Below are 20,924 nucleotides of genomic sequence, written 5' to 3'. Positions count from 1 at the left end.
ACCGAGACCGGGTGTGCTTCTTGCTGGGCGCATAGCGACATCTCGGATCGTGGAGGCTTGCACATGCGTCGATCCCGGCACACCGATCAGGAAGTCGCCTTTCTCTTGAAGGAGGCGGAGAGCGGCATCCCCGCCGCGACGATCTGCGCGGCCGCTCATATCTCGATCGGCACGTTCTATCGCTGGCGCCGGCGCCTCGGCGGGTTGCCGCCGGCAGGAATCGCCCATCTCGGGCAGGTGGAACGCGAGAACGCCGTGCTGCGGGCCGAACTCGCCCGTCTCAGGCAATCCCTCCTCGTCTTGGCCCCCCGCCATTCCGACCATCGCGCGGAAGCCGCATCCCAGGCACCATGTTGTCCCGAAGCGTCATCTGCCGTTATCTCGGGTCCCCGCTATCGCGGAGGGGCCGCCTCAGTCGGACGATACGCCTTCGTGAGAGGGGCGAACTAGACGCTGGCCGTATCGGCGCATCCACGTTCTGCGCCAGCCCCATGGGACAAACCGGGCATCGTCCGGAACGACGGAAGGCTGGTCCGTCGCAACCCTTCCGACGCGACGTTCTCGACCCATCCCCAGTAGCGCCACGCGGCAATCCCTTCGAGAGGCTCCGCCTCCGCGATACCCGACGTCACCGTTGCGCGCGGCCACGGCTTGGGTTACGTGTCGTCCACGGTCAGCACCCGTAGCTCAGCTGGATAGAGCGTTGCCCTCCGAAGGCAAAGGTCACACGTTCGAATCGTGTCGGGTGCGCCATCTCTTTTCTTTGCATGTCAATCTCCTCTAAGATTTTGAAAGGCAACGCGAATTTCGCGTTCGAAAACCCTTCGCCGCGGCGATAGGGAATGCGCTGTGCGAAGGCCAATCGAAGCACCAGGCGGCGCATCGTGAAGTCACCGGAAGCCCAGATATTCCAAGGGCTTGCGAGGAACCCCATGGCGCGTTCGAACACATCCTCGAAGGCGTGCCGCGGACGGACGCCGGTTTCGATCTTTTCGGCCATGACCAGCTTCTGATTTTCAAGCGTCGCGATCTTGCGCTCGTAGGCCGCGATCACAGCCGGGCTGTCGGTCTCGACAATCCGCTCCATCAGCTTATCGAGCTGGACGTCGATCGCTTCGCGCTCGCGACGATGAGCGGCGATGATCGCTTCCGCTTGCGTGATCCGTTGCTCCCACGCATCCTTGAACATCGCTCGGACCAGCGCGACCAATTTCGGCGCCAGCTCCAGCGATCCGAGAAGCGCCTCGAATTCACCTTCGATCTTGTCGCGCGGGATCGATTTTCGACGGCTCGGGCACCCGGCCGTGTGGCAGAGATAGTAGGGATGAAGCTTGCCCGTGCTGCTCTTCGACCAGCAGGCGGTGAGCGCACCGCCGCATTCGGCGCAGGACACCGCGCCGCGCAGGACGAAGTCGGCGTTCAGGTCCTTGCGATACGGCGCCTTGGCGGCCTCCGTGAGCCGTTGCTGGATGCGCTCGAAGGTGTCGAGTGAGATCAGGGCTTCGTGATGGCCTTTCCGCCTCGAGACGTTCCAGCGCGGCGCCTCGACATATCCGGCATAGATCGGACGCGTGAGGATGTCGGTGACGCGCTGAGGATGGACCTCGCCGCTCGTCTTTTCCTTCGGGAACTCGGGATGGCTTTCGAGGAAGCGCTTGACCTCGACTTGTGTCGCGAAGCGGCCGTTGGCGAAGCCTTCGAGGGCCTCGGTCAGGATCGAGGCGAGCGGATCGCTGCGAATCAGCATGCTGCCTTGCCCGGAAACGCGGCGGTACACGTACCCGACCGGGCAGTGGAAGACGTAGTAGCCGTTGAGGATGCGGGCGCGCATTCGGCTCTTCGTCTGTTCGGCATTTTTCTGGCGCTGGTGCTGCGCGGCGCTGGCCAGAATATTTTCGCGGAACACCGAATCCGCATCGTCGCCGAACTCGATGCGCGGGCTCTCCAGAAGACCGCCGGCTGCCTTCAGCTGTTCGCGTAAGTACCAGTGGCCGGGCACGTCGCGGGCGAAGCGGCTGATGTCGTCGATGATGACGATACGCCCTTCCGCCTTGTTCTTGCGCAGATAGGCCAGCAGAGAGATCATGACCGGCCGGTTCTGTTCTCCTCCGGTCAGGACCTCGCGAAACACCTCGACGATGTCGTAGGCATGGAAGCGGGCATATTCCCGGCACGTCGCCTCCTGGGATGCCAAGCCACTGCCGCGCCGCTCCTGTGCTTTGTCGGAAATCCGGCAGTAGAGAACGGCCTTGGTCGGTTTTGCTTTGATCTTGTCTTGCATCTCTCCCTCAATCGCTCGACGACGCGATGTCCGCCGCAGCTTTCTCAAAATGATTTGTTGTCGAATTCGCAGATAACTCTACCAGAGCTGAATCGGCGCATGCGAATCCTTCACATCCCCCGCCGGACTTATCCGCAAGGGTCGCCGCCGGCTCGACCGAAAAGCCAAGGTCGACGAAGCCGACGATGATGGCCCAGAGCGATTCGAGAAGCGCTCGCCGGTCGTCTCCGGCGAGCGCGCTTTCTTCGAGATAATGGTCGTAAAGGGCGACATCGAGCGTCAGTGTCGGGCGACGGTGGGCAACGTTCGCGGCGACGTTGCCGGGGTCGATGTCTGGGGCAGAACTCGTCATGATGTGCTTCCCTCCCGCCGATTACGGACCGGACGGGCCGGTGCGGGTGCGCAAGGACGTGCGCGTCGCTGCGCGGGCCTGAGTCGCTTCACGCTCGCGCGCCTCGGCCTCGATCTGCGGGCGATAGAAGCGCTCTTCGAGGTCCTTGCCCCAATCGTAGAGCTCGGTCTTCTCGACGGCCTTGAACTCGTCCTTCATCAGAGATTTGGCAGCGACGTCGGTGATCCCGAGCGCTCCCGCCAGATCCTCCGCCTGCGCGGAGTAGGCCCTCGCGAACGATATCTTCCTGCCGGTCTCAATCATGTCGCCGACGGCGCAGGCCTTCTCGTAGGCCCGCTGCCGCTCAGCATCGCCGAGGGTCTTCTCCCGCTCGATCAGGGCTTCCCGCAACTGGTTCATCGACCGGCCGGTGCGCTCCTTGAACAGGTCGCGCACGATCGTCTCGGCTTTCATGGCATCGAACTTCTCGGAACGGGCGAAGGCATGGGCGTAATCGCTGAGCTTGTCCTTGAAGGCTCCGGACTTCTGGATTTCGCGCTCGACGATCCGCGTGATCGCGATCGCCTCTTCGAATTGGGCGCCGGTGAGCAGGCGGCCCGAGAAGCTTTCTCGGGCGGTGGCGAGACTTCCGTCCTGTTTTGGTTTGGTATCGGTGGTCATGATGTCATCCTTTCTATGTGGTTAGAACATTTCATGAACAATAGGATGTTGGTCCTATATTTGTCAAACAGAAACACGGATGTATTCGTTCACTTTGGAGGCGGTGATCGCTGTCTAGTCTTGAGACGGGCCGGTTCTTCGTCGCCGATCATGGATGTGGCGCTGGTCGGCAGCACGCTGGAAGGCGTCACGAGCTATGCCGTGAACGGCATTCTCTTGTGCTGCGTGCCGAACGATGCCCTCGAGGGCTCGCGCCTCGGCCTCCTTGATCCGGCTTATGCGCCGATCATGGTGGGCATGGACGTCGCGTTGCGCTTGGCGGAGCAGGGCGGAAGCGTCGAATCGGTCGAGACCAATCCATCTCGGCTGTAGAATTCTGGGCGGTGTCCCGGCGGCGTCGATCAGGCGACGCTGGGTCGCTTCGACCCGCATGTCATAGCGTTCTGCGAACAGGCGCTCTTCACGGTCTCGCAACACGCGCGAACGCGTCATCAGTGCGTCCGCCTGTGCCCACTGGCGCGGTGTTCTGATGTCCTTCGCCTCGCGCCGGAGCGTCGCCAGTTCGAAGGCACGACGCAGTTCCTCCTTCAGCGTCAAGCCCATGATCCACCTCCAATATTCAGATCGATTTGCAATCGATCGGCACGTTCCGGCACGCTGGAGGCATGCGATACTTCGAAGACCAGAAAGACGTTGACGAGTGGCTCGACCCGCTGACCTACGAAGAGTTCTGGCAGGAGGTCTCGACCTTCAGCGTCGACATCCCGAGCCGTGAGGAGTGCGATAGCGACATCGCCGACGGCATCGCGCCTGAAGCGATGGTGCTGAACGTCCTGAAAGGACTGACCCGCCTTCAGGTCATCGATCAGCAGAATCTGCCCGTGCGGATCACAGTGCCGTGGATGTCGCTGCATTAGCGGCCTCCCGCTGTGGCGAAGCGAACCCAGCCGCAGCGACCGTCACGGGGGTATTCGGTGATCGCCCCGTTGGGACCGATATAGGTGCAGCGGGTGTAGTGTCGGCGGCTGACCTCGTCGCCGATCCGTCCGTGCCATTCGTAGGACCAGATCATGTGCGGCAAGCCGAAGAGCTGAACCGCGAGCCATAGAAGCGCAGGCACGACGAGCCAGGTGAAGAAGCTTGGGCGGATCAGAGGCGGGCACGTCACGACGAGGCCTCCGTGCCGGTCTTGAGCCAGACCTTCGGATCGGGCGGCAGGCGGCCGCCTTCGAGCGGGTTGGGCCCAAGAAGATCGCAGGACGGCGCGATCTGGTTCTGCCGAATTTTCCTGCAGTGGATGAAGCCGACGCCAGCAACATGCAGGATTTGCTCGTCGTCGGGCAGGCTCATCAGCTCGTACGGCGTGAACAGACGCTGCCGACCGGTGTTGAGGGTCGCGGACAGGCCGGGCTGCTCGGAGGACATTCCAAGCGAGTGCGAAACCGAGACCGCCTCGCCCATCGCCCGGCTCAGGCGCTCGGCCTCCTCGAAATTCGACACCTTAAACCATTGTTTTACTGTACAATTTTCCTCCAAAGTCGCGATCTCTCGCTCGCCGTAGCGGCGCACCGCGTCCTGGCGCGACTGCGCGATATAGAGGCACTTCAGCCCGTAGGCACGAAACAGCGTGATCTTGGTGACCGCCTCGCGCAGCGGCGCGTTGCAAAACTCATCGAGGATGAAGCAGGCGCGCCCGCTGCCGGTCGTGAGCTGCTCCTCCATACCTGCGAGCGTGTGAAGAGCGAAGTAGGGTCCAAGCCTCTCGGCGAGACGGGCCGGGGCGACGAAGCAGACGACCCAGTTGTCCCTCAGCAGTTCGGCGTGGGTGACTTCGGCACGATGTCCGTCCTCGTTCAGCGGTGGAAAGGCGAACAGCCGCAAGGCCGAGACGGCGGCGTTGTGATGCTGGGTACTGTGTTCGGCGTTATCGGCCTTGAGAGCGAGAATGCGTTCGGCGTCGCAACGCAACGCGGAGTCCGGATCGGCCGCTTCGCAGGCGAGCGCGCTTTCCCACGTCTTCGGGTCGGCCAGCAGGCCGTGAAGACCACCGGGGGTAAGCAGACGGGGATTGTGGGCGAGTATGATTCGGCTCGCCGTGTGCAGGAAGTCCGATCGCGGGCTTTCGCGCCAGTAACGGTTACGCCCATCGCCAGGCGGCTCCTCGATCAGCGTGTTCGTGACCTTGTCGAGGATCACCGGGACATCGACGCGGCCTTCGCGGTGCGCGACCTGCACGGCCGACAGCGGATTCAGCTCAATCCGATAAGGATTGTCCGCGCCAAGAACGCCGTAGGGATCAACGACGCCGAACTTCCGGCCATACGCTTTGCACAGCGGCGCGATCTGAGCTGCGATCTCGCCGTCCTTTACGTCGTTGATCAACAGCGCTTGGCCGCGATCGGCGATCAGCGCCTGGATGCCCGGCATCGCGCCGCAGGTCGTCTTGCCGCCGCCCATGGCCGCATAGATCAGGCCGGAGGCATTGGCATTCGGTTCGAAAATCGGCCTGCCATCGAAGGTCAGGCCGAGGATGCGGCGGGCGGGCTTACTCATCGAGCATCCCCGCTCGGATGAGTGCATCGCGCGATGCCATTTCCGAAGATTTTGGGGATTTACCGAGCGACTCGAACTCGGCGACGGCGCGTTCGCGGCCATGGAGCCCAACGATCGCCCTGACTGCTTTGAGGAAGGCGATCATCGCCGCAAAGGCGAGGAAGACGCTGAAGACGCCGAGGCCCCACCATTCCGGTGTGCGCGGCCAGATGAGCCAAGCCAGCCCTCCGCATAGGCCCGACATCAGGAAATGGCCGTTGATGGCGAGGATCGTTCCGAACGAGCGGTCGAAGGCGCGGTTCATGTTGTCACCTTTCGCGAGGCGGCGAGGGCGTGCACGATGTCGGTGCGGACGATCTGCAAGCACGCGAACCGGCCCCAGACGGCACCGGACAGTTCGCTGCCGCGCAGGTCGCGGGAGAGCAGGGTGAGGTGCCCGACCTGCCAGCCGGCCAGGAGCGACGCCGAGGCGGCGGCGATGAGGATGATCGCCTCGTGGGGGTGGAGAAGGTCGCCGAAGGACAGGCCGAATCCGGTAAGGCCGCTTCCGAACATCAGCCCGGCCGGCAGGAAGGGTCGGCGGACCGAGACGACCGAGAGCGTCTCGATCAGGTAGCTGTCGCGGTGCGTGTGCACCGCGCCCTGCTTTTCATCGATGTTGAGGGTTCCGAGGATCATCGCCATCATCCTCTCAATGCGCAGATCGGTGCCCTGGCGGCGCGGACCAGTTCGGCATCGAGGGCGCGTACGGAACGAGGGGTCACGAGCCGCGCCGTGCCGGCATAGACCGCAAGGTCGATGCGCCGCTGTTCGAGAACGGTGGCCACCGCGCAGTCACAGCGCGATCCGGACACCGCAGCCTGCTCCGCGGCCCTGGCGCGGGCAGCGTTCTGCTGCTGCTCCTGAACCGAACCGAGAACGCCGAAGGGAAGCGAGAGGACCGCGCCATGCCGCTCGCAGAAGGCATTCCCCTCCTTGCCGTAGAGGATGCCGAGGACGGCGCCGCAATCGAGATTGCGTGTCGATGGCGGCGTGTCCGCTTTTATCTCCGCCAGGACCTGACGGGCACACCGCGCCGGCCATCCGGACTTGTCGATGGTGCGCTCACCGACGAGCGGTCCGGTGACGAAGGCCGAGAGGGCGGCGTAGGCTGCGCCCGCGAGGAGCGTGCCGCTCATAGCGGGCAGGGAGAGCATGTCCTGGATCATGGTCTGCTTCCCGCTCGCAGCGTCGGATCAGTGTTCCCGAAGCGGTCGTCGTCGGGTGCCCGCCAGGCTGCGGGACCGCGAAAGTAGGCTTCCGGATCGGCGATGTTCGAACCGTTCGGGCGGCGGGGGCGACCTGGAAGCCGGCGCACCGTGTCGTCTTGGGCCGGCGCGTGCGGAACGGGCGGGCCAGGAGGCTTCGGAAGCTGAAGGACTTGTTCCGCGGCGTCCGGCGGATCTTCCTTGTGCTTGCTCCAGGCGAGCGACCAAAAAGTGTAGGCCCATAACACCAGCGGAAAGATCAGTTCCACCACGGCGGCAATCGCCGCAATCGGCAGCAAGTGAGGGATGTAGCCGAAGGTATCGGAGACACCGGGACGCGGCGGGAAGACCGGGGGAACGGTCCTGACCTCCTCGATCCCCTCGATCACCGTCGCGAGGCTCTTCCCCTGCTGCGACAGGAGCGCACCCAACCGGGCCTCCACCTCTGGGCGCCCGACAACGCTGACACCCGCCTGAAGCTCGCCGGCATAGGCTGCCACCAGCGACAGCGGCACGACGGCATCGAGGTCGCCGATGGCTTGGCGGATGCGGGCATCCACCGCCTGGAGCTTCGCCCTGCGCTCGCGGAACGCCAGGTCCCCGTTATTCAGGATCGTCTGGTAGGCGGCGATGTCGTCGTTCAGGCGCCGGATGATCTGCTCGCGCGCGGTTTCGCCCACCGTGATCTGCTGGGAGATCGAGGAGGCCCGCACGGCCTGCATCTGGACGACCCGCGCGACCGTGCCGTTGCCGCCGTTGCGGTGACCCGAGATGCAGGAGGTCGCGAGTTCGCAGGCCGCCTTGGCACTCAAATCCGCCTCGGTCGCCCGAATGGCAGGGATGACCTTGGCGGCCGCGGAAGCAGCGCCGCTACGCGCACCGACATAGAGACTCAGCGCCTGACCATGCTGCTGAAGCTGAAGCTCGCCGGTATCCTTCAGCGTCAGACCGGCATAGGTCGCTGCGAAGAGGCCGGAGCCAACGGCGAGGATCGAGCCGATACTGACGATCGTCGCGCCGCGATAGCCGGTCGTGCCGAGTTCCGCACCGCGTTCGATGGCAAGCTTATTGACGCCGTAAGACACGGCGGTCGCACTGAAGGCCAGGGCGAGGGCCTTGGCGTAGTCCCAGAATGAGCTTGCGTCGAGCATCGCCGGGACTGCCATGCCGAGCATCACGCCGCTGCCGACCGCGGTGGCCGGCAGAGCGAGATCGAGTAGCGGGCGGGATTTCCTCGGCGGAAGCCTTACAGGCTCACCGAAGCCGCGCGTGGGGGTCGGATCAAGTTTCGTCATGTCCATCTTCCCTCGGCATCACCGCACTACGAGCGGGATATTGCAGTCGACGCAGGCCAGCTTGGCGGAGGCGCGCGACCAAGCCTTCACCTCGCAGGTGAGGCAGACGAAGCGTGTGCGCGTATTCTTCGGGGACAGGGCGGGCGGTTCCGCCGCGCCGCGCTCGGTCGGGGCCGATGGCCGCTCGATCCTGGCATCGCGCCAGTCGATACCGGGCGCCGTCAGCAGCCATTCGTGGCAGGCGAGATCGAACCTGCCACCTTCGATGATGTAATGGCTCATCGAATAGCCGGTGCGCGAACCACCCGGCGAACCGGACTTCGAAGGCATCAGGCCGAGCAGTTCCATCCGGTCGGCCCAGACGACATCGTGGTAGCCGCCACTTCCCTTTCCGCCCTTACGGTTGGCCTTCCCGTGCACGTGCCGCCAGAGATGCACCATCTCGTGCACGAGCGTGGAGAAGCTACCGTCATCGCCCTGCGCCTCGAACCACGATGGGTTCATCGAGATTTCGTGCGCGACGGCACCATCACGATCCTGGAAGGCACCCGCGCAGAAGTAGCCGAGGGCCCGGGGATGCCGCGTCAGCGTCATGACGCAAGGGGGTAGGCTTCCTGCGAAGAGTCGGTCGTTGAAGAACTCGAACGCCGCGGACCAGGGGCGGTAGGCGTCAGTTGTTGGATCGCCTGCTGAATTCGTCTGTACAGCGAATTCGGCCGAGGGGGCTTCCTGTAATCCAGAGCCTCTTCGAACTGATGTTTCCTTGGTCATGACCACCTGAACCTCGATCTAGCTCAGGCGTATCGTGATTCGTTGTTGTCATTTCCGGCAGTTTTCCAGCAGATTGCCGGAAACCACGGATGAGGTTCATGGGTACGAATATTCCCGGCCTGGGCCAGAAACTCAAGCTTCTCAAACGCGATAGCCCGTACAGAACGACCAAGGCGCTCGCCTTCAAGCTGGGCGTGAGTGTTTCAACCCTGAACGGCTACGCGAACGAGTCTTCCAAAAGCACGGCGGGGTTCATGCCGGAGAAACGCCTCTCGATCCTGATCAGCCTTTTCGAGCAGGCTTTGCCGGTCACCCTTCCAACAGAGGAGGTAAGAGCCCTGGTCCTTGGGGACGCCGCTGCGCTGGAAGCCGCTTTAAGGGTAGGCGAAAAGATCTTGTTGGAAGACATCCTGAAGCGGGAAGCACGTCGCGACACAGGAACGATTTGGCGCGACCAGAAGCTCAAGCTCGTCAGGCACGAAGGAACTGGCGCCGACGGCTTGCCCACTCTCAAACTCAACGAGCCCTTTCGCTTGGAGTTCGATGTCGGCAAGAAGGGCTTCCTGCTCGCCCTTCAGAATGTAGCGCAGACTTGGGCCGTCGTAAGATTTGCAGACGGAGAAATCTCACCGCGCGCTAAGTCCGGCATGTTACACCTGCCGGGAAAGAAGCGCGACAAGCCCGTTTACATGTACGAAGAGGACAGTACTGGGATTCACCGCTTCGGTCTGTTCGTGTCTCCGCTTCCTTTTCCTTTGAGCGTCGTCCAGGCGGCGCAAGGCGAAAAGAGCCTCGATTGGAATTTGCTCTGTGAGCTTGCTCGACATTTCGATGCACAGCACCGGCATTTGCGCGAATTACACATGATAGAGATCAATTTCATCCGTTAGTCGGAATTGTATTGCGTAATTATGTTGAATAATCATTCAGTTTGATTTAAATAAATACACATATTGAATTTAATTCAATCACACATTCATGAAAAAAGACCAAAAACGACGTGAGGATATCTGCCACCAGATCAAGTTTCTTGGAGGCCAGTCCCTGAAAGCGGTATGGGATCTTGTTCAGGCCGAGGTGTTGCGTCTCCCGATCCATACCTGGAGCCGTCGAGGCTCGGATTTCAAAGGGTCACCCGTCGATTTCATCCGGCAACATTATGGTCATTGGCATGACAATCAGTGGCAAGCTGGAGACACAACTCTGACAGACATTCAGCGCGATCAGGATTTGTATAGATCATACAAATCCTGGATCAAACACAATCCGGAAGACGATCTTGGCTTGCGCATGTCATTGACAGCGCCGATGAGCGCAGCTCGCCCGTAAAGTCGATCTGCTGTTATCGATTTGATCCAGGTCCAGGAGCTTGATAATGAAATCGAATTGCGTCGGAGATCGATAAGAATCTTATGATATATTTCGTGTCACAATTCACTTGTCGCCATGCCAGGAAATCCAGCACCACTTCGCGCAAGACGATCGGTGTCTCACTTGCAGCTCTTTGATACGAGCGACATCTTTCTCGATCGCTCTCGCACGCCTTGAAGTAAATTCGCGGGCGTCAAAAAGCGAATTCTTTTGGAGAACGCGCAAAAACTCGTCGAGTCTTTTGTCAATCAACCGCGCGATCGAAATGGGGTCGACATCCCAGCGTGTTCGCGCAAGATTGACGATCATATCACGGATGTAATACGCCCTTACAAGTGGGTGGGGGTGTGTGCTTTCGAGCTCAAGCTTGTCTCTTGTTCCATTGAGATAGCAGAAAAAGGCAAATAACGAGACAATCCCTGTCGAGATGATGTTTTCCAACCCCTCATGGCCAGCGCCGAACACCATCTTGGATCGCGGGTTGCTTTCCGTGCTCCTCCAAAGGTCGCCGATGAACTCCATCAGCAAACTCGAAGCGATGATATCGGCATCGAGTTCCCAGGCCTGCCTGCGATCGAAATCGATTTTCGGTATCTCCAGCTGTCTCACAAACTCGCTGACACTCGACTGGCCTTCATAAACGCGCATACCCTCGACGTGCCCGCTCAGCACATGCCCCATCTCGTGACAAACGATGAATGTCGAGCATAAGTCGGCCAATGTTCCTGCCGCGAATGCGCGGATGGGATTGAGCTCGATTTTCCAGTTCGATCGCTTGCTGAAATTTGACGGATCGATGACCGCCGGCAATTCATAGTCGCTGGCGAGAGTGCCGGACGCATCGAGTTCCGGCATGATGTCCGGGTCGGAGAAAAGCCGCCCGAACAAGATCAGATTGAAGAGGGGAATCGCCGCGCTGAGGCTGATCAGATAGCGGCCCTCTTGCTCGTCCGCGTCTGCGTTGAAGCTGTCGTCGAGGATATATTTGGTTTTGATCGTGAGCCGGCCGGCCCCATAGGCCCTATGAAGAGCTTGCCCGATCCGTTCCGCCCGAGCCAGGATATGCGTGTATTCGATGCGGACCGCTTCGTCCGTGATCAGATTGAGATCGAATTCGCTCATCCGATACGCTTTCCTCTCGGTGCAAAATCAATCTGCCGAAATCTCGTCTGAACATCCAGGCCTTGCCGCCTCCGCCCGTGGGGCGGACCGCGCTCTACGCCGCCGGCTGCGCCGGCTCTGCCGAACCAGCAGGAGACCTGCGGTTTCGGCCCATCCGGGTCACGATCGCTGGCGGGGATCGGCGGCGGCGTCCGGCTCCCGGCCGCCCTGTCCTTTTGGTGGGCGTGCGGAGTTCCGCACGCAGAACCCTCTTTTCCAGCTTACACCGACGCCGAGGGCTTGTTCCAATAGCCGAAGGCCGGTCGGCCCGCTCCATTCGGCCAGCCGCTGCGCTGGGCTGGCCTCCCGTGTTGCCCGGCCCGCCTGACGGCGCCCCAAGGGGTTCGGCTTTGGAGCCCCCGTCTTTCGGTCGATCGTCCAACCCGCAGACGCGGGTTTAAGTTTGGACGCTCGGCGCTGGCCAAGGGTTCATGCGCGGCTTTTTCAAAGAAAGTAAATGGCTTCGCAGATCAAACCCTAGCCAACGAAAGACAAATCCATGAAACTCGATCATATCGACCTCTCCGACCTCAAATCCTGCCCCCTCAATGTCCGCAAACATGGCGGCAAGGACGTCTCCGACCTTGTCACATCGATCCGGAGACTGGGCGTCCTGCAACCGGTTCTCGTCCGGAAGAACTGCGAAGGCTACGAGGTCGTCGCCGGACAAAGACGGCTGACGGCTTGCCGCCAACTCGCAGAGGAAGGCGTCGAGACCATCAGCCCGATCCCCTGCGCCGTGATGGAAGAGGACGACGATGCCGCCGCCATCGAGGCGTCTTTGGCCGAGAACATCGCTCGTCTGCCGATGGACGAGATCGACCAGTATCAGGCCTTCGCCGCGCTGATCGCGCAGAAGCGCACCGTAGACGATATCGCCAGCCAGTTCGGGGTGAGCGAACGACTGGTAAGGCAACGCCTTGCCATTGCGAACCTGACACCTGCGATCCTTGCCCTCTACCGCAAGGACGAGATCGGCGGCGAGACGATGCGCGCCCTGACGATGGCCACGAAATCCCAGCAGAAGGCATGGCTCAAGCTCTGGCGCGATCCGGAAGGCTTCGCCCCGCAAGGCCGCCAACTTCGGCAGTGGCTCCTCGGCGGCGAGCAGATCGCGACCTCCGCCGCGCTGTTTCCGCTGGCAGAGTATGGGGGAGCCATCGTCTCCGATCTGTTCGGGGAGGACGCCTACTTCGCCGATCCGAATGCGTTCTGGACGCTTCAGAGCAAGGCGATTGCCGACAGGGCGGAGGGATACCGCGCCCGTGGCTGGAACGAGGTCGTACTGCTGGAGCGAGGAGCCTTCTGGTCGGGCTACGAGCACAGGAAGGTCTCCAAGAAGGATGGCGGCAAGATCTTCATCGCCATCGCCCGTAACGGAGAGATCTCCTTCCATGAGGGCTTCCTGACTGAGGCGGAACTGCGCCGCCGCGAAGCCAAGACAGGGAAGGAGGCGGACAGTGCGGTACCTGTCACGATCCGTCCCGAACTGACCAAGGCGGCGGTGAACTACGTCGGTCTCCATCGCCATGCCGCCGTGCGCACATGCCTTCTCAAGGAGACGGGCATCGCCCTTCGTCTCGCGGTCGCGCACATGATCGCCGGATCGGCGCTGTGGCAGGTGAGGCCGGAGCCGCAACGGGCGGACAAGCCCGAGACGGCACAAAGCCTCTCGGAGAGCAGGGCGGAAGGCGTCTTCGCCGAGGAGCGCGGTGCGGTGCTCACCTTGCTTGGGCTGGACGCCGACAGTTCAGTCCTGACGGGCCATGCCGAGAGCGAGATCGGAAGCCTGTTCGAAATCCTGATCCGTCTGGAAGACGCCGATGTGATGCGGGTGCTGGGCTTCGTCATGTCGGAGACGCTGGAAGCGGGAACCGCGCTCATCGACACGCTCGGTCGGACGCTCGGCGTCAGGATGGAAGAGTGGTGGCAGGCGGACGATGCCTTCCTGTCGCTGATCCGTGACCGTCAGACCCTTCTTTCCATGCTGGAGGAGGTCGGCGGCACGGCGGTGGCATCCGCCCACACGGCGAGTCCGGCGAAGACCCTTCGGAGTATCGTCCGCCAGTACGCCACGGGCGAGGGACGCGCCAAGGTCGAAGGCTGGGTTCCGCGCCAGATGGCCTTTCCGGCGGGATCATATGCCGACAGGTCGCACGAAGCGGCATAGGCCTGAGAACCAAGGAGTCTCGGGCGGCGACAGCCGCCCGATGCTGTATCGGTGAGAAGGCGGCAGAACGCTCGTCGGTTATCTGCAAGCCCTTCTGGGCGGCCTCGGGCTGGACGCCCTCGGCAGTGTGTCTGGTTTCCCGCGCTTGCTCACGCTCCTCAGGGCAAAGCGTCATTCCCCCGCTCAGATGTCCCACCCTCGATACATCTTGGGCGGAATGCGTCGCTGCTGCTGGCTGAAAGCCCAGAGTCGGCCATTGATGGCGGCGAGCCCGCAGCCGATCAGCGCCATGTAGATGCAATGCTGCAAAGCCAAGCGCTCGTCCATCACCATCCCACCCAGAAGAATGGCCGACACCGGGATCAGGAAGGTGACGAGGAGAAGGTTCGTCGCCCCAGCGGTCGCCAGGATGCGGAAGTACAGCACATAGGCGAGCGCCGTCGACAGGGCCGCGATGCCGAAGACCGCGCCCGACACCGATGCGCCCGGGAGCGGCAAGGTCCAGGGGCGGTCCGCGACGAGGACGAGGGGCAGAAGCATGAACGCGGAGGCCGTCACCTGTCCTGTCGCCGTCGCGAGCGGCGGAACGCCCATCCGCCGGAAGCGCCGCCCGAAGAGACCAGCGAAGGCGTAGGACAGGGCCGCGCCGAGCACGGCCACCTGCGCCAGGAGGTCGGTCCCGAGGCCCGCCAGGACGGCGGGTCCGACCATGACGGCAACGCCGCCAAGCCCTATGAGCACACCGACAAGCCGGTTGTCAGTCATCCTCTCGTCGGACGTGAAGACGTGGGCCGCGACGACCGTGAAGAGCGGTGTGGTCGCGTTCAGGATGGCGGCGAGCCCTGACGCGATGTGGGTCTGGCCCCACACGATGAGGCAGAAGGGAACGACGTTGTTGAGGAGGCCTATGCCGAGGAAGGCGGCCCAGACCCGCGCCGCGCGCGGCATCCTCAGGCTCAGGAGGGGCATGACGGCATTCAGGATCAGCGCTGCGAGCCCGACTCGCAGGAGGACGAGGGTGAATGGCGGCAAGGCCGAAAGCGCCACACTTGTGAAAAAGATCGATCCTCCCCAGAGCACGGAGATGCCGAGCAGCATCGCCCATTCGGGCGCGGACATCGTGCGGTTACCGGGAAGCGGCATGGCGGACCTTTCGCGGGTTCGCCTCGTGTTACGTTGTCGTCTGGGTCACGCGCCTCCCGTTTCCTGCTCTCCAATTCTTCGCCCGCCCGCGAGAGAGCACGGGCAACCGGACCCCATGAGGCGGAACGCCGACAGGCCGTGCGTGCCAAGTCCGTGAACGCACCTCGCCCCGTTTTAGGCTCGGTCGGCGTCACCGTCAGAACTTCACACGCGCTACGACTCTCGCGGGTGGCGGCGCGAAAGCGCTGATCCTGTCTTTCGGCGCCAGACTGCTGTCGACCGTCTGCGCGGAGCCGGGGACGGCTCTTTCCGCGGCCGCGAGATGTGCGGCACTGATACGATTGTCCTCGCACGCACCTCGCTGGTCCCAGAGCCCCTTCGCGACGCCGCTGCCGACGGCGGCCGTGATGGCCCCGGCTGCCACATCTCGCCGTTTGACCTGATTCTGCGCCACGAGGGTTTCGATCGCCTCGCCCAAAATCCTCGCGGAGTCCTCGAAGGACACGCCTTGCAGGGCGTCGATGCCTGGGCTCGACGCGCCATCGACCGCGCAGTGATGGGCAACGAAGAGCCAATCGTGGATCATGTAGGCTGGGGCATAGCCCCAGGGCGACAGCCCGTTGAACACCTGGGCGATCTTCGGGATCGACCCACCGTCCGTGTACATCATCGCCGGCCGGATCACCGTTCCGGGCTGCGCCCTGTCCGGCCGGGTGAAGACGAGGCGATCGCGCGGATCGGGAATGAAGATGAACTTGCCGTCACCGGACGAGTCGCCTTCGCCCACCCAGAGGACGATGACACTCCCCTTGAAGACACCGGCAGGATAGCTGGGAAGATCGACTGTCACACAACCGGCCACGCTCGCCGCAGTGATCATCGATATCAGGCGCTTGATCATGGCATGCCCTCCGCAATTGGAAGACTGTCTCGCCATCTAGAATATAGAAATCCGAACCTCACATCGAATTCTGTTTTCAAGCGCGGTGTTGTGATTGAGCAACGCACGACAATACGCGTCACCCCAGCGACGAGACATGTGCTGCTTCTTTCAGCCCGGAATTGAAGCCGTTCTGGGCATCGGAGGGGCCTTCTCCGGCGCAGGCGGAGCCGGGAGATCGATGGAGACGGCAAGGCCGCTGTGATCGCTCAGCCTCGGTCCCGGGCTGGCCCCGCCCTCCCAAGTCGCCGCCACGGTGGCGTGGGATTGCCAGGCGAGCGGCAGCAGCACGTGGTCGATCGGCGGATGGCGCAAGGCGCCGTCGGGGAGGCGGTCGGCGCCGGTGGCGCAGAACAACCCGGCACCGGCCATGGCCTCGCCCAGCAGGCTTCGGGCCTGCGCGGTGCTATAGAAGTGCCTGCCGCCGACGTTCATGTTGAGATCGCCGGTGACGCAGAGGGCCGCCTCCGGATGGCGAGCCCGCAAAGCCGCCCACTCGGCGCCCTGCTCAGGTACGATCCGGTGCAGTTCGGACGAGCCCCGTACGGGCGTGCCGGGCGCGCCGCCGGGCGTTCCGGTCCCGGCCCGTGGCCCGCTCGACGTTCCATGTCCCGATCCGCACGCCGTCCGCCTCCGCTCCCCGAACACGCCGCGTGAACCACGGATCGGCAAGGCTGCGTCAAGCGAAACCCAGCGAATTCCGGCATCGCTCGGCCAAGTCCTTGCTGGCATGGCGAAGGGACACATCCTTGACATCCGCGTCCATGCTCTGATCGGCCAGTATGTCCTCGAACCGGTTAGTCGCGCCGCCGACATCCTGATCGGTGACGAGCGGCAGGGCCCCCCAATACAGGTGCCAGAACTTGTCTTCGGCACCCACGTACTCGGGACTTCCCGGCGCCTTGTTGGACAGCGTCGACGTCGCAGAGACGAGTTCGTAGTAGACCTCTTGTCGCTTCGTGTGGAACGGCTTCTGCGCTTCCATCAGGGCAACGTGGGTGTTCCGCGCCTTTTCGTCCAAGTATTTGACAGTCGCGACGGTGGCGCCGGCCACCGCGACCAGTCCGCCGATCCCCTTGAGCGCAAGATCCCAGAATGCGGCTTGCTGCGGGCTGATGCCCTGCGAGAGGCCCCCACCTGCGATGAGGAGCAGCAACACGACAAGACAGATCCAACCGAGCCCGAACCACGCGAGGACCTTGTGGTCTTGAAAGAACCGTCTCATCGCAGTCTCAAGGCCTCCGAAGTCCGTTCGGGAGTACCTCCTACTGCCGGGGAGAATCAATCGATCGTAAGCGAATATGGACATTGGCGCATGGAATTGAGGCGTGCGGCGATGCCGGGCAATAACAGGTTGCTGAAGTAGTCTCGCACTTTGGTCGGCAGGGAAAACTGCTGACGGATCGCAATCGGCGGATCCCTTGCGGCAGCGCCGATCGATGCGCCGTCCGCATCATCACTAAGCTGACGGAAATTGGATGGACCACGGCCATCGGCAAGTGCGCCGTGCGGCAGGTGTCGCAATTCGAGCGTGCGACCAAGCTCGGCCAGGACGGCTACAGCGACGCGCGCCCGGCGCTGGACAAGCGCCCCTTCGTCAACCGGCGCACTGGGCAGGTGATCCGGTTGTCGGACGGCATCGATCCAGGCCGGGGGCACAACCCCGGCCTGTCGCGGGCGATGACCGTCGTGCGGCGCGTCGACAAGCAGCTGGCGACGGCCGGCGAAGCCCAAGCCCGCGAGGCCATCGCCGAGATCTGGCAGACGTCCCTCCCGGCCATCGTCTCCAAGCTTCCCCCGACCGAGCGGGTGCAACTGCCGGTCGCGGTGTCGCGGGTCATCTGAGCATGGACGAGATCGCGGCTGTCGTCGGACTGAGTGGGGCCGACGCGCTGCAGCACCACTTCCGCAGGCGCATCGGTATCAGCCCGGGTAAATTCCGGACCCGCTTCGGCTCTCCTGAGACAGTACGAAGTGAGGTGCCTGTTCCGTCTGCTTACGAGCACCCTGCACCGTTGTCTCGCTGACCGGGTTGGGTCGCCAGCAGACTCAAGGCACAGGTTCCGTCCGTCAGATTTTTGACCTCAAGCGGATGCAACAAGTCAATCGTGATTTCGGTATGATTTAATCATACCACATGGTATCCTGATGGAAAGGAGCCGCCGCCATGTCCACTGTCGAAAAACGCACCGTCAGCCTACCGGCCGAGCACGCCGCCTTCATCGATGCCAAGGTCGCCTCCGGCGCCTATGCCTCGATCAGCGAGGTCGTACGTGCCGGACTGCGTGCTCTCAAGGAGCGCGATGAAGCGGTCGAGCGCTGGCTACGCGATGAGGTTGCCCCGGCCTACGACGCCATGGCCGCCAATCCTTCGCGCGGCATCCCCATGGACACGGTCTTCGCCGATATCCGCGCCCGTCATGCGGAGCGGATGAAAGATCGCCGTTGATCCGCCGCACCGTCATCCTCTCGCCCGAAGCCAGGGCCGATCTGCTGCATCTCTACGACTGGATCGCCGAGGCCGCATCGCCCGCGGCCGCGCTGGCTTATGTCGAACGCATCGAAGTCTATCTGCGCGGCTTCGACCTCGCCTCGGAACGGGGCACGCTCCGCGAAGATATCCGTCCTGGCCTGCGAACGATTGGCTTTCAGGGAAGGCTGAGTATTGCCTTCACCGTCGATGCCCAACGCGTCACCATCCTGCGCATTTTCTACGGCGGTCAGGATTGGGAGACGATCCTCCATGACGATTGACCGAACGATCGGTTCGCACGCTACATCGGCGAGAAGGCGGCAGGACGCTGGTCGGTCCTCTGCAGGCCCGTCAGGACGGCCTCGGGCTGGACGACCTCGGCGGTGAGTCCGGTCTCACGTGCGGGAGCCTCGCTGCCGAGCTTGCGCCGAACCGCTTCCGGCATCGCCGTTTCCAGATCGGCATCGAGCCCGTCTAGTTCCTTGGCCGTCACGTCGTCCTTGGCGAGGGTCTCCCGCGCGGCATCGATGCGAGCCTGATAGTCGAGCAGTTCCTTGCGCTCGAGTTCGAGCGCCAGCTTCGTATCGTTGGTCGCCTTGTAGCTCTCCCATTTTGGATGGTGGTCGGCGATCTGCTCCGGGTCGAACTCGTCGCGCATCAACTCGATGCCGTGCTCATCAAACACCTGATCGCCCTTGATGGTGCGGAAGACGCGCCGTCCGTCGTCCATCACATAGGCCTTTCCAAGAATGTCATCGAGCTTGGACCGAACCTCGTCGAGGGCGACGCGGTTCTCCATCAGCGCCTCGACGGTCTTCTCGTCGGTACGATCCAGCTTGACGTGGAATTCAACGATCTGCCGCTCGGTCGCGAACACTGCGGTCACCGCCTCGAAGAACTCGCGGTCGCGCCGCTCTTCCCGTTCGTGCTCGGCCTCGCGCGTCACACGCTGGCGCGCTTCCAGGCGAAGCATCTTCTCCTTGTACAGGATATCCTCACGCTTCACCGCCGCCGCGAGTGCGAACTCCTCTTTCCATGATCTCGGAAGGACGGCCTCCATCATTCACCGCACTTTCGCTTCACGAGCGCGGCGATGACCGCTCCGGGCAGGTGATCCGGAAACTTGCCGAAGGCCGCGTAGATGACATCGACGGTCTTGGGCTCCTTGTAGAACCAGTCGTAGACGCATCCCATGCCCTCGGTCTTCTTCTCGTCGTGGACGAAGCGGCCATAGGCCAGTCCCTCGACCACGCCAGCGATGAAGGGATACCGCTCCTCCGGCTTCATCTTCGACATGACGACACCAGCCGTGAAATCCATCGCGAAGGCTGGGGTCAATCCGCCGACAAGCATCGTCAAGCATAAGCTCGCCGCACGGCATGCATTACGCCGGCCGTGACGGCTAGAACTGAACCTAATAATCGACCATTTTTGTTGAAATTGTCATAATTTGTGTTAGTATGCTACTATACTTGTGAGATCATTGATTTGATCTGGCTAAAAGGCAGTGCGGGGATAGCAGACGATGACCGCTCGAAAAGGGTCGATTTTGAGGTGCGGGGCGGCGAGGCAAGGAGCCTGACCCCGGCGGCAGGGGGCAATGAGAAAAATCGGATATTTACGGGTTTCAACCCAGGAACAGCGGCCTGACAGGCAGATCGACGCCCTACAATCACGCTGCGATGCGCTCCGCATCGAGACGGTCTCCGCCACGAGCCGCCGCAGGCCGGTCTATGACGCGACCCTGGCCGAGCTTATGCTGGGCGACACCCTCGTCGTGCTCGACCTCGACCGTGCCTTCCGCTCCGTCATCGACGCCGTCAGCACGGCCGAGCGGCTTCTCGCCCGCGGCATCGGCTTCGAAATCGCCAACCTGCAGGTCGATACGGCCACGCCCTCGGGGATGCTGGTCTACACCGTCATGAGTGCCTTCGCCGAATTCGAGAGGCGGATGCTGATCCAGCGCACGAAGGAGGGCCTCGCCGCCGCCCGTCGCCGGGGAAAACGTCTCGGCAGGCCGCCGAAGCTCACACCCGCACAGCTCGCCACGGCACGCGACGCGCTCGCCGACGAATCGGAAACTATCACGTCGCTGGCCCGCCAGTTCGCCGTCGCCCCCTGGACGCTCAGCCGCGCGCTCCGGCAAAGGCAGGGTCAGCATACGTGATCGCTCCGCTCTCTTCATTTCGTTCGAATTGGATCGCTTAGTTGTGACAGGACGTGCCGACCACAGCATTGGGTCGTTTCACCTCAGCCGCGCGCGCAGCCGCGTGACCCCTTGCACGTTCCGTTCCCTGGCCTGTCGCGTCATCTGGAACGAAACCCGCATCAGAGGGAAACAGACATCATACTGCTGACCAAAAACATCCGCCCCAAGCATATCACTAACGTCAGACTTCGATACTCCCTTAGAGTCTGTCCGGCATCATGATGTTTTCTGACAGAGCTTTCGGGTCATTAGGCGGATGGAGGCCAAGAGGACGAACGCTCGCCCTTTCCGGCTTTTG

The 20,924-nt window shown here is 62.6% G+C and carries 27 protein-coding genes, 1 tRNA gene and 1 pseudogene; 10 read left to right on the top strand and 19 right to left on the bottom strand.

Annotated elements, in window-relative coordinates; genetic code table 11:
- Positions 1-63: 63 nt before the first annotated feature.
- Both ACFQ4G_RS09155 and ACFQ4G_RS09150 read left to right on the top strand, forming a co-directional pair.
- Positions 64-450, top strand: coding sequence for a transposase (locus tag ACFQ4G_RS09155; protein ID WP_238208036.1), 387 nt, complete (start codon positions 64-66; stop codon positions 448-450).
- Between the two features lie 226 nt (positions 451-676).
- Positions 677-753 (top strand) — tRNA-Arg (locus tag ACFQ4G_RS09150).
- A 547-nt stretch (positions 754-1,300) separates the two neighbouring features.
- Here the strand turns inward: ACFQ4G_RS09150 and ACFQ4G_RS09145 are convergent.
- The 4 genes and pseudogenes from ACFQ4G_RS09145 to ACFQ4G_RS09130 all read right to left on the bottom strand — a co-directional run.
- Positions 1,301-2,281: pseudogene (locus tag ACFQ4G_RS09145) on the bottom strand (recombinase family protein); the annotation flags it as partial.
- 7 nt (positions 2,282-2,288) lie between these two features.
- On the bottom strand, positions 2,289-2,633 hold the full coding sequence (locus ACFQ4G_RS09140; protein WP_238208038.1) for a hypothetical protein: 345 nt from the start codon (positions 2,631-2,633) through the stop codon (positions 2,289-2,291).
- 21 nt (positions 2,634-2,654) lie between these two features.
- Positions 2,655-3,293 (bottom strand): hypothetical protein, encoded by a 639-nt coding sequence (locus ACFQ4G_RS09135; RefSeq protein WP_238208040.1) that lies wholly within the window; start codon positions 3,291-3,293, stop codon positions 2,655-2,657.
- Between the two features lie 114 nt (positions 3,294-3,407).
- Complete coding sequence (locus ACFQ4G_RS09130; protein ID WP_238208042.1) at positions 3,408-3,896, bottom strand: hypothetical protein; 489 nt, start codon at positions 3,894-3,896, stop codon at positions 3,408-3,410.
- Positions 3,897-3,922: 26 nt separating this feature from the next.
- Between ACFQ4G_RS09130 and ACFQ4G_RS09125 the strand changes: the two genes are divergently transcribed.
- The gene (locus tag ACFQ4G_RS09125) at positions 3,923-4,210 is read left to right on the top strand and encodes a hypothetical protein (RefSeq protein ID WP_238208044.1); all 288 of its coding nucleotides are present in this window, start codon (positions 3,923-3,925) and stop codon (positions 4,208-4,210) included.
- Here the strand turns inward: ACFQ4G_RS09125 and ACFQ4G_RS09120 are convergent.
- Genes ACFQ4G_RS09120 through ACFQ4G_RS09090 form a run of 7 tightly spaced genes read right to left on the bottom strand, consistent with a single transcriptional unit; the run spans position 4,207 to position 9,165 of the window.
- On the bottom strand, positions 4,207-4,461 hold the full coding sequence (locus ACFQ4G_RS09120; RefSeq protein ID WP_238208046.1) for a hypothetical protein: 255 nt from the start codon (positions 4,459-4,461) through the stop codon (positions 4,207-4,209). The two genes, ACFQ4G_RS09125 and ACFQ4G_RS09120, sit on opposite strands and share 4 nt — an antisense overlap.
- Positions 4,458-5,846 carry a type IV secretory system conjugative DNA transfer family protein gene (locus tag ACFQ4G_RS09115; protein ID WP_238208048.1) on the bottom strand — a complete coding sequence of 463 codons (1,389 nt, stop codon included), beginning with the start codon at positions 5,844-5,846 and terminating at the stop codon, positions 4,458-4,460. Before ACFQ4G_RS09115 ends, ACFQ4G_RS09120 begins: the two co-directional genes overlap by 4 nt.
- Entirely contained in the window at positions 5,839-6,150 is a 312-nt protein-coding gene (locus tag ACFQ4G_RS09110; RefSeq protein ID WP_238208050.1) for a hypothetical protein, read from the bottom strand. Before ACFQ4G_RS09110 ends, ACFQ4G_RS09115 begins: the two co-directional genes overlap by 8 nt.
- Positions 6,147-6,524 carry a hypothetical protein gene (locus tag ACFQ4G_RS09105; RefSeq protein WP_238208052.1) on the bottom strand — a complete coding sequence of 126 codons (378 nt, stop codon included), beginning with the start codon at positions 6,522-6,524 and terminating at the stop codon, positions 6,147-6,149. Before ACFQ4G_RS09105 ends, ACFQ4G_RS09110 begins: the two co-directional genes overlap by 4 nt.
- 5 nt (positions 6,525-6,529) lie before the next feature.
- On the bottom strand, positions 6,530-7,054 hold the full coding sequence (locus ACFQ4G_RS09100; protein ID WP_238208054.1) for a hypothetical protein: 525 nt from the start codon (positions 7,052-7,054) through the stop codon (positions 6,530-6,532).
- Positions 7,051-8,388: a hypothetical protein gene (locus ACFQ4G_RS09095; protein ID WP_238208056.1), complete on the bottom strand. Its 1,338-nt coding sequence runs from the start codon at positions 8,386-8,388 to the stop codon at positions 7,051-7,053. Before ACFQ4G_RS09095 ends, ACFQ4G_RS09100 begins: the two co-directional genes overlap by 4 nt.
- Before the next feature lie 18 nt (positions 8,389-8,406).
- On the bottom strand, positions 8,407-9,165 hold the full coding sequence (locus ACFQ4G_RS09090) for a sprT domain-containing protein (RefSeq protein ID WP_238208058.1): 759 nt from the start codon (positions 9,163-9,165) through the stop codon (positions 8,407-8,409).
- Between the two features lie 92 nt (positions 9,166-9,257).
- Between ACFQ4G_RS09090 and ACFQ4G_RS09085 the strand changes: the two genes are divergently transcribed.
- Positions 9,258-10,049: a hypothetical protein gene (locus ACFQ4G_RS09085; protein WP_238208060.1), complete on the top strand. Its 792-nt coding sequence runs from the start codon at positions 9,258-9,260 to the stop codon at positions 10,047-10,049.
- Positions 10,050-10,137: 88 nt separating this feature from the next.
- On the top strand, positions 10,138-10,488 hold the full coding sequence (locus ACFQ4G_RS09080; protein WP_238208062.1) for a hypothetical protein: 351 nt from the start codon (positions 10,138-10,140) through the stop codon (positions 10,486-10,488).
- Positions 10,489-10,593: 105 nt separating this feature from the next.
- Here the strand turns inward: ACFQ4G_RS09080 and ACFQ4G_RS09075 are convergent, their stop codons facing one another.
- Entirely contained in the window at positions 10,594-11,652 is a 1,059-nt protein-coding gene (locus ACFQ4G_RS09075) for a hypothetical protein (RefSeq protein ID WP_238208064.1), read from the bottom strand.
- Between the two features lie 538 nt (positions 11,653-12,190).
- Here ACFQ4G_RS09075 and ACFQ4G_RS09070 point away from each other — a divergent pair.
- Positions 12,191-13,861, top strand: a complete 1,671-nt coding sequence (locus ACFQ4G_RS09070) for a ParB/RepB/Spo0J family partition protein (protein WP_238208066.1) — start codon at positions 12,191-12,193, stop codon at positions 13,859-13,861.
- A 183-nt stretch (positions 13,862-14,044) separates the two neighbouring features.
- On the opposite strand, the gene ACFQ4G_RS09065 is transcribed toward ACFQ4G_RS09070, so the two are convergent.
- From ACFQ4G_RS09065 to ACFQ4G_RS09045, 5 genes are all read right to left on the bottom strand, one after another.
- The gene (locus ACFQ4G_RS09065) at positions 14,045-15,004 is read right to left on the bottom strand and encodes a DMT family transporter (RefSeq protein WP_238208069.1); all 960 of its coding nucleotides are present in this window, start codon (positions 15,002-15,004) and stop codon (positions 14,045-14,047) included.
- A 196-nt stretch (positions 15,005-15,200) separates the two neighbouring features.
- On the bottom strand, positions 15,201-15,905 hold the full coding sequence (locus ACFQ4G_RS09060) for a hypothetical protein (RefSeq protein WP_238208071.1): 705 nt from the start codon (positions 15,903-15,905) through the stop codon (positions 15,201-15,203).
- A gap of 150 nt (positions 15,906-16,055) precedes the next feature.
- Entirely contained in the window at positions 16,056-16,430 is a 375-nt protein-coding gene (locus ACFQ4G_RS09055; protein ID WP_238208073.1) for a hypothetical protein, read from the bottom strand.
- 193 nt (positions 16,431-16,623) lie between these two features.
- Complete coding sequence (locus tag ACFQ4G_RS09050; protein ID WP_238208075.1) at positions 16,624-17,103, bottom strand: hypothetical protein; 480 nt, start codon at positions 17,101-17,103, stop codon at positions 16,624-16,626.
- 122 nt (positions 17,104-17,225) lie between these two features.
- On the bottom strand, positions 17,226-17,468 hold the full coding sequence (locus ACFQ4G_RS09045) for a hypothetical protein (protein ID WP_379040122.1): 243 nt from the start codon (positions 17,466-17,468) through the stop codon (positions 17,226-17,228).
- On the opposite strand from ACFQ4G_RS09045, the gene ACFQ4G_RS09040 reads away from it, so the two are divergent.
- The 3 genes from ACFQ4G_RS09040 to ACFQ4G_RS09030 all read left to right on the top strand — a co-directional run bounded on the left by ACFQ4G_RS09040 (position 17,460) and on the right by ACFQ4G_RS09030 (position 18,698).
- Positions 17,460-17,789, top strand: a complete 330-nt coding sequence (locus tag ACFQ4G_RS09040; RefSeq protein ID WP_379040121.1) for a hypothetical protein — start codon at positions 17,460-17,462, stop codon at positions 17,787-17,789. The genes ACFQ4G_RS09045 and ACFQ4G_RS09040 overlap by 9 nt on opposite strands.
- Before the next feature lie 322 nt (positions 17,790-18,111).
- Positions 18,112-18,393, top strand: a complete 282-nt coding sequence (locus tag ACFQ4G_RS09035) for a type II toxin-antitoxin system ParD family antitoxin (RefSeq protein ID WP_238208079.1) — start codon at positions 18,112-18,114, stop codon at positions 18,391-18,393.
- Positions 18,390-18,698, top strand: coding sequence for a type II toxin-antitoxin system RelE/ParE family toxin (locus tag ACFQ4G_RS09030; RefSeq protein WP_238208080.1), 309 nt, complete (start codon positions 18,390-18,392; stop codon positions 18,696-18,698). The genes ACFQ4G_RS09035 and ACFQ4G_RS09030 overlap by 4 nt, the downstream gene beginning before the upstream one ends.
- A gap of 20 nt (positions 18,699-18,718) precedes the next feature.
- On the opposite strand, the gene ACFQ4G_RS09025 is transcribed toward ACFQ4G_RS09030, so the two are convergent.
- Positions 18,719-19,480, bottom strand: coding sequence for a hypothetical protein (locus ACFQ4G_RS09025; protein WP_238208081.1), 762 nt, complete (start codon positions 19,478-19,480; stop codon positions 18,719-18,721).
- Positions 19,477-19,776, bottom strand: a complete 300-nt coding sequence (locus ACFQ4G_RS09020; protein WP_238208082.1) for a hypothetical protein — start codon at positions 19,774-19,776, stop codon at positions 19,477-19,479. Before ACFQ4G_RS09020 ends, ACFQ4G_RS09025 begins: the two co-directional genes overlap by 4 nt.
- 241 nt (positions 19,777-20,017) lie before the next feature.
- On the opposite strand from ACFQ4G_RS09020, the gene ACFQ4G_RS09015 reads away from it, so the two are divergent.
- A complete protein-coding gene (locus tag ACFQ4G_RS09015; protein WP_238208083.1) occupies positions 20,018-20,584 on the top strand; it encodes a recombinase family protein in 567 nt (188 codons plus the stop codon).
- Positions 20,585-20,924 lie beyond the last annotated feature (340 nt).

The organism is Methylobacterium marchantiae (genome assembly GCF_042679825.1).
In the GTDB taxonomy this organism is placed as follows: Bacteria; Pseudomonadota; Alphaproteobacteria; order Rhizobiales; family Beijerinckiaceae; genus Methylobacterium; species Methylobacterium marchantiae.
This window is presented reverse-complemented; position numbering and strand designations above follow the sequence as displayed.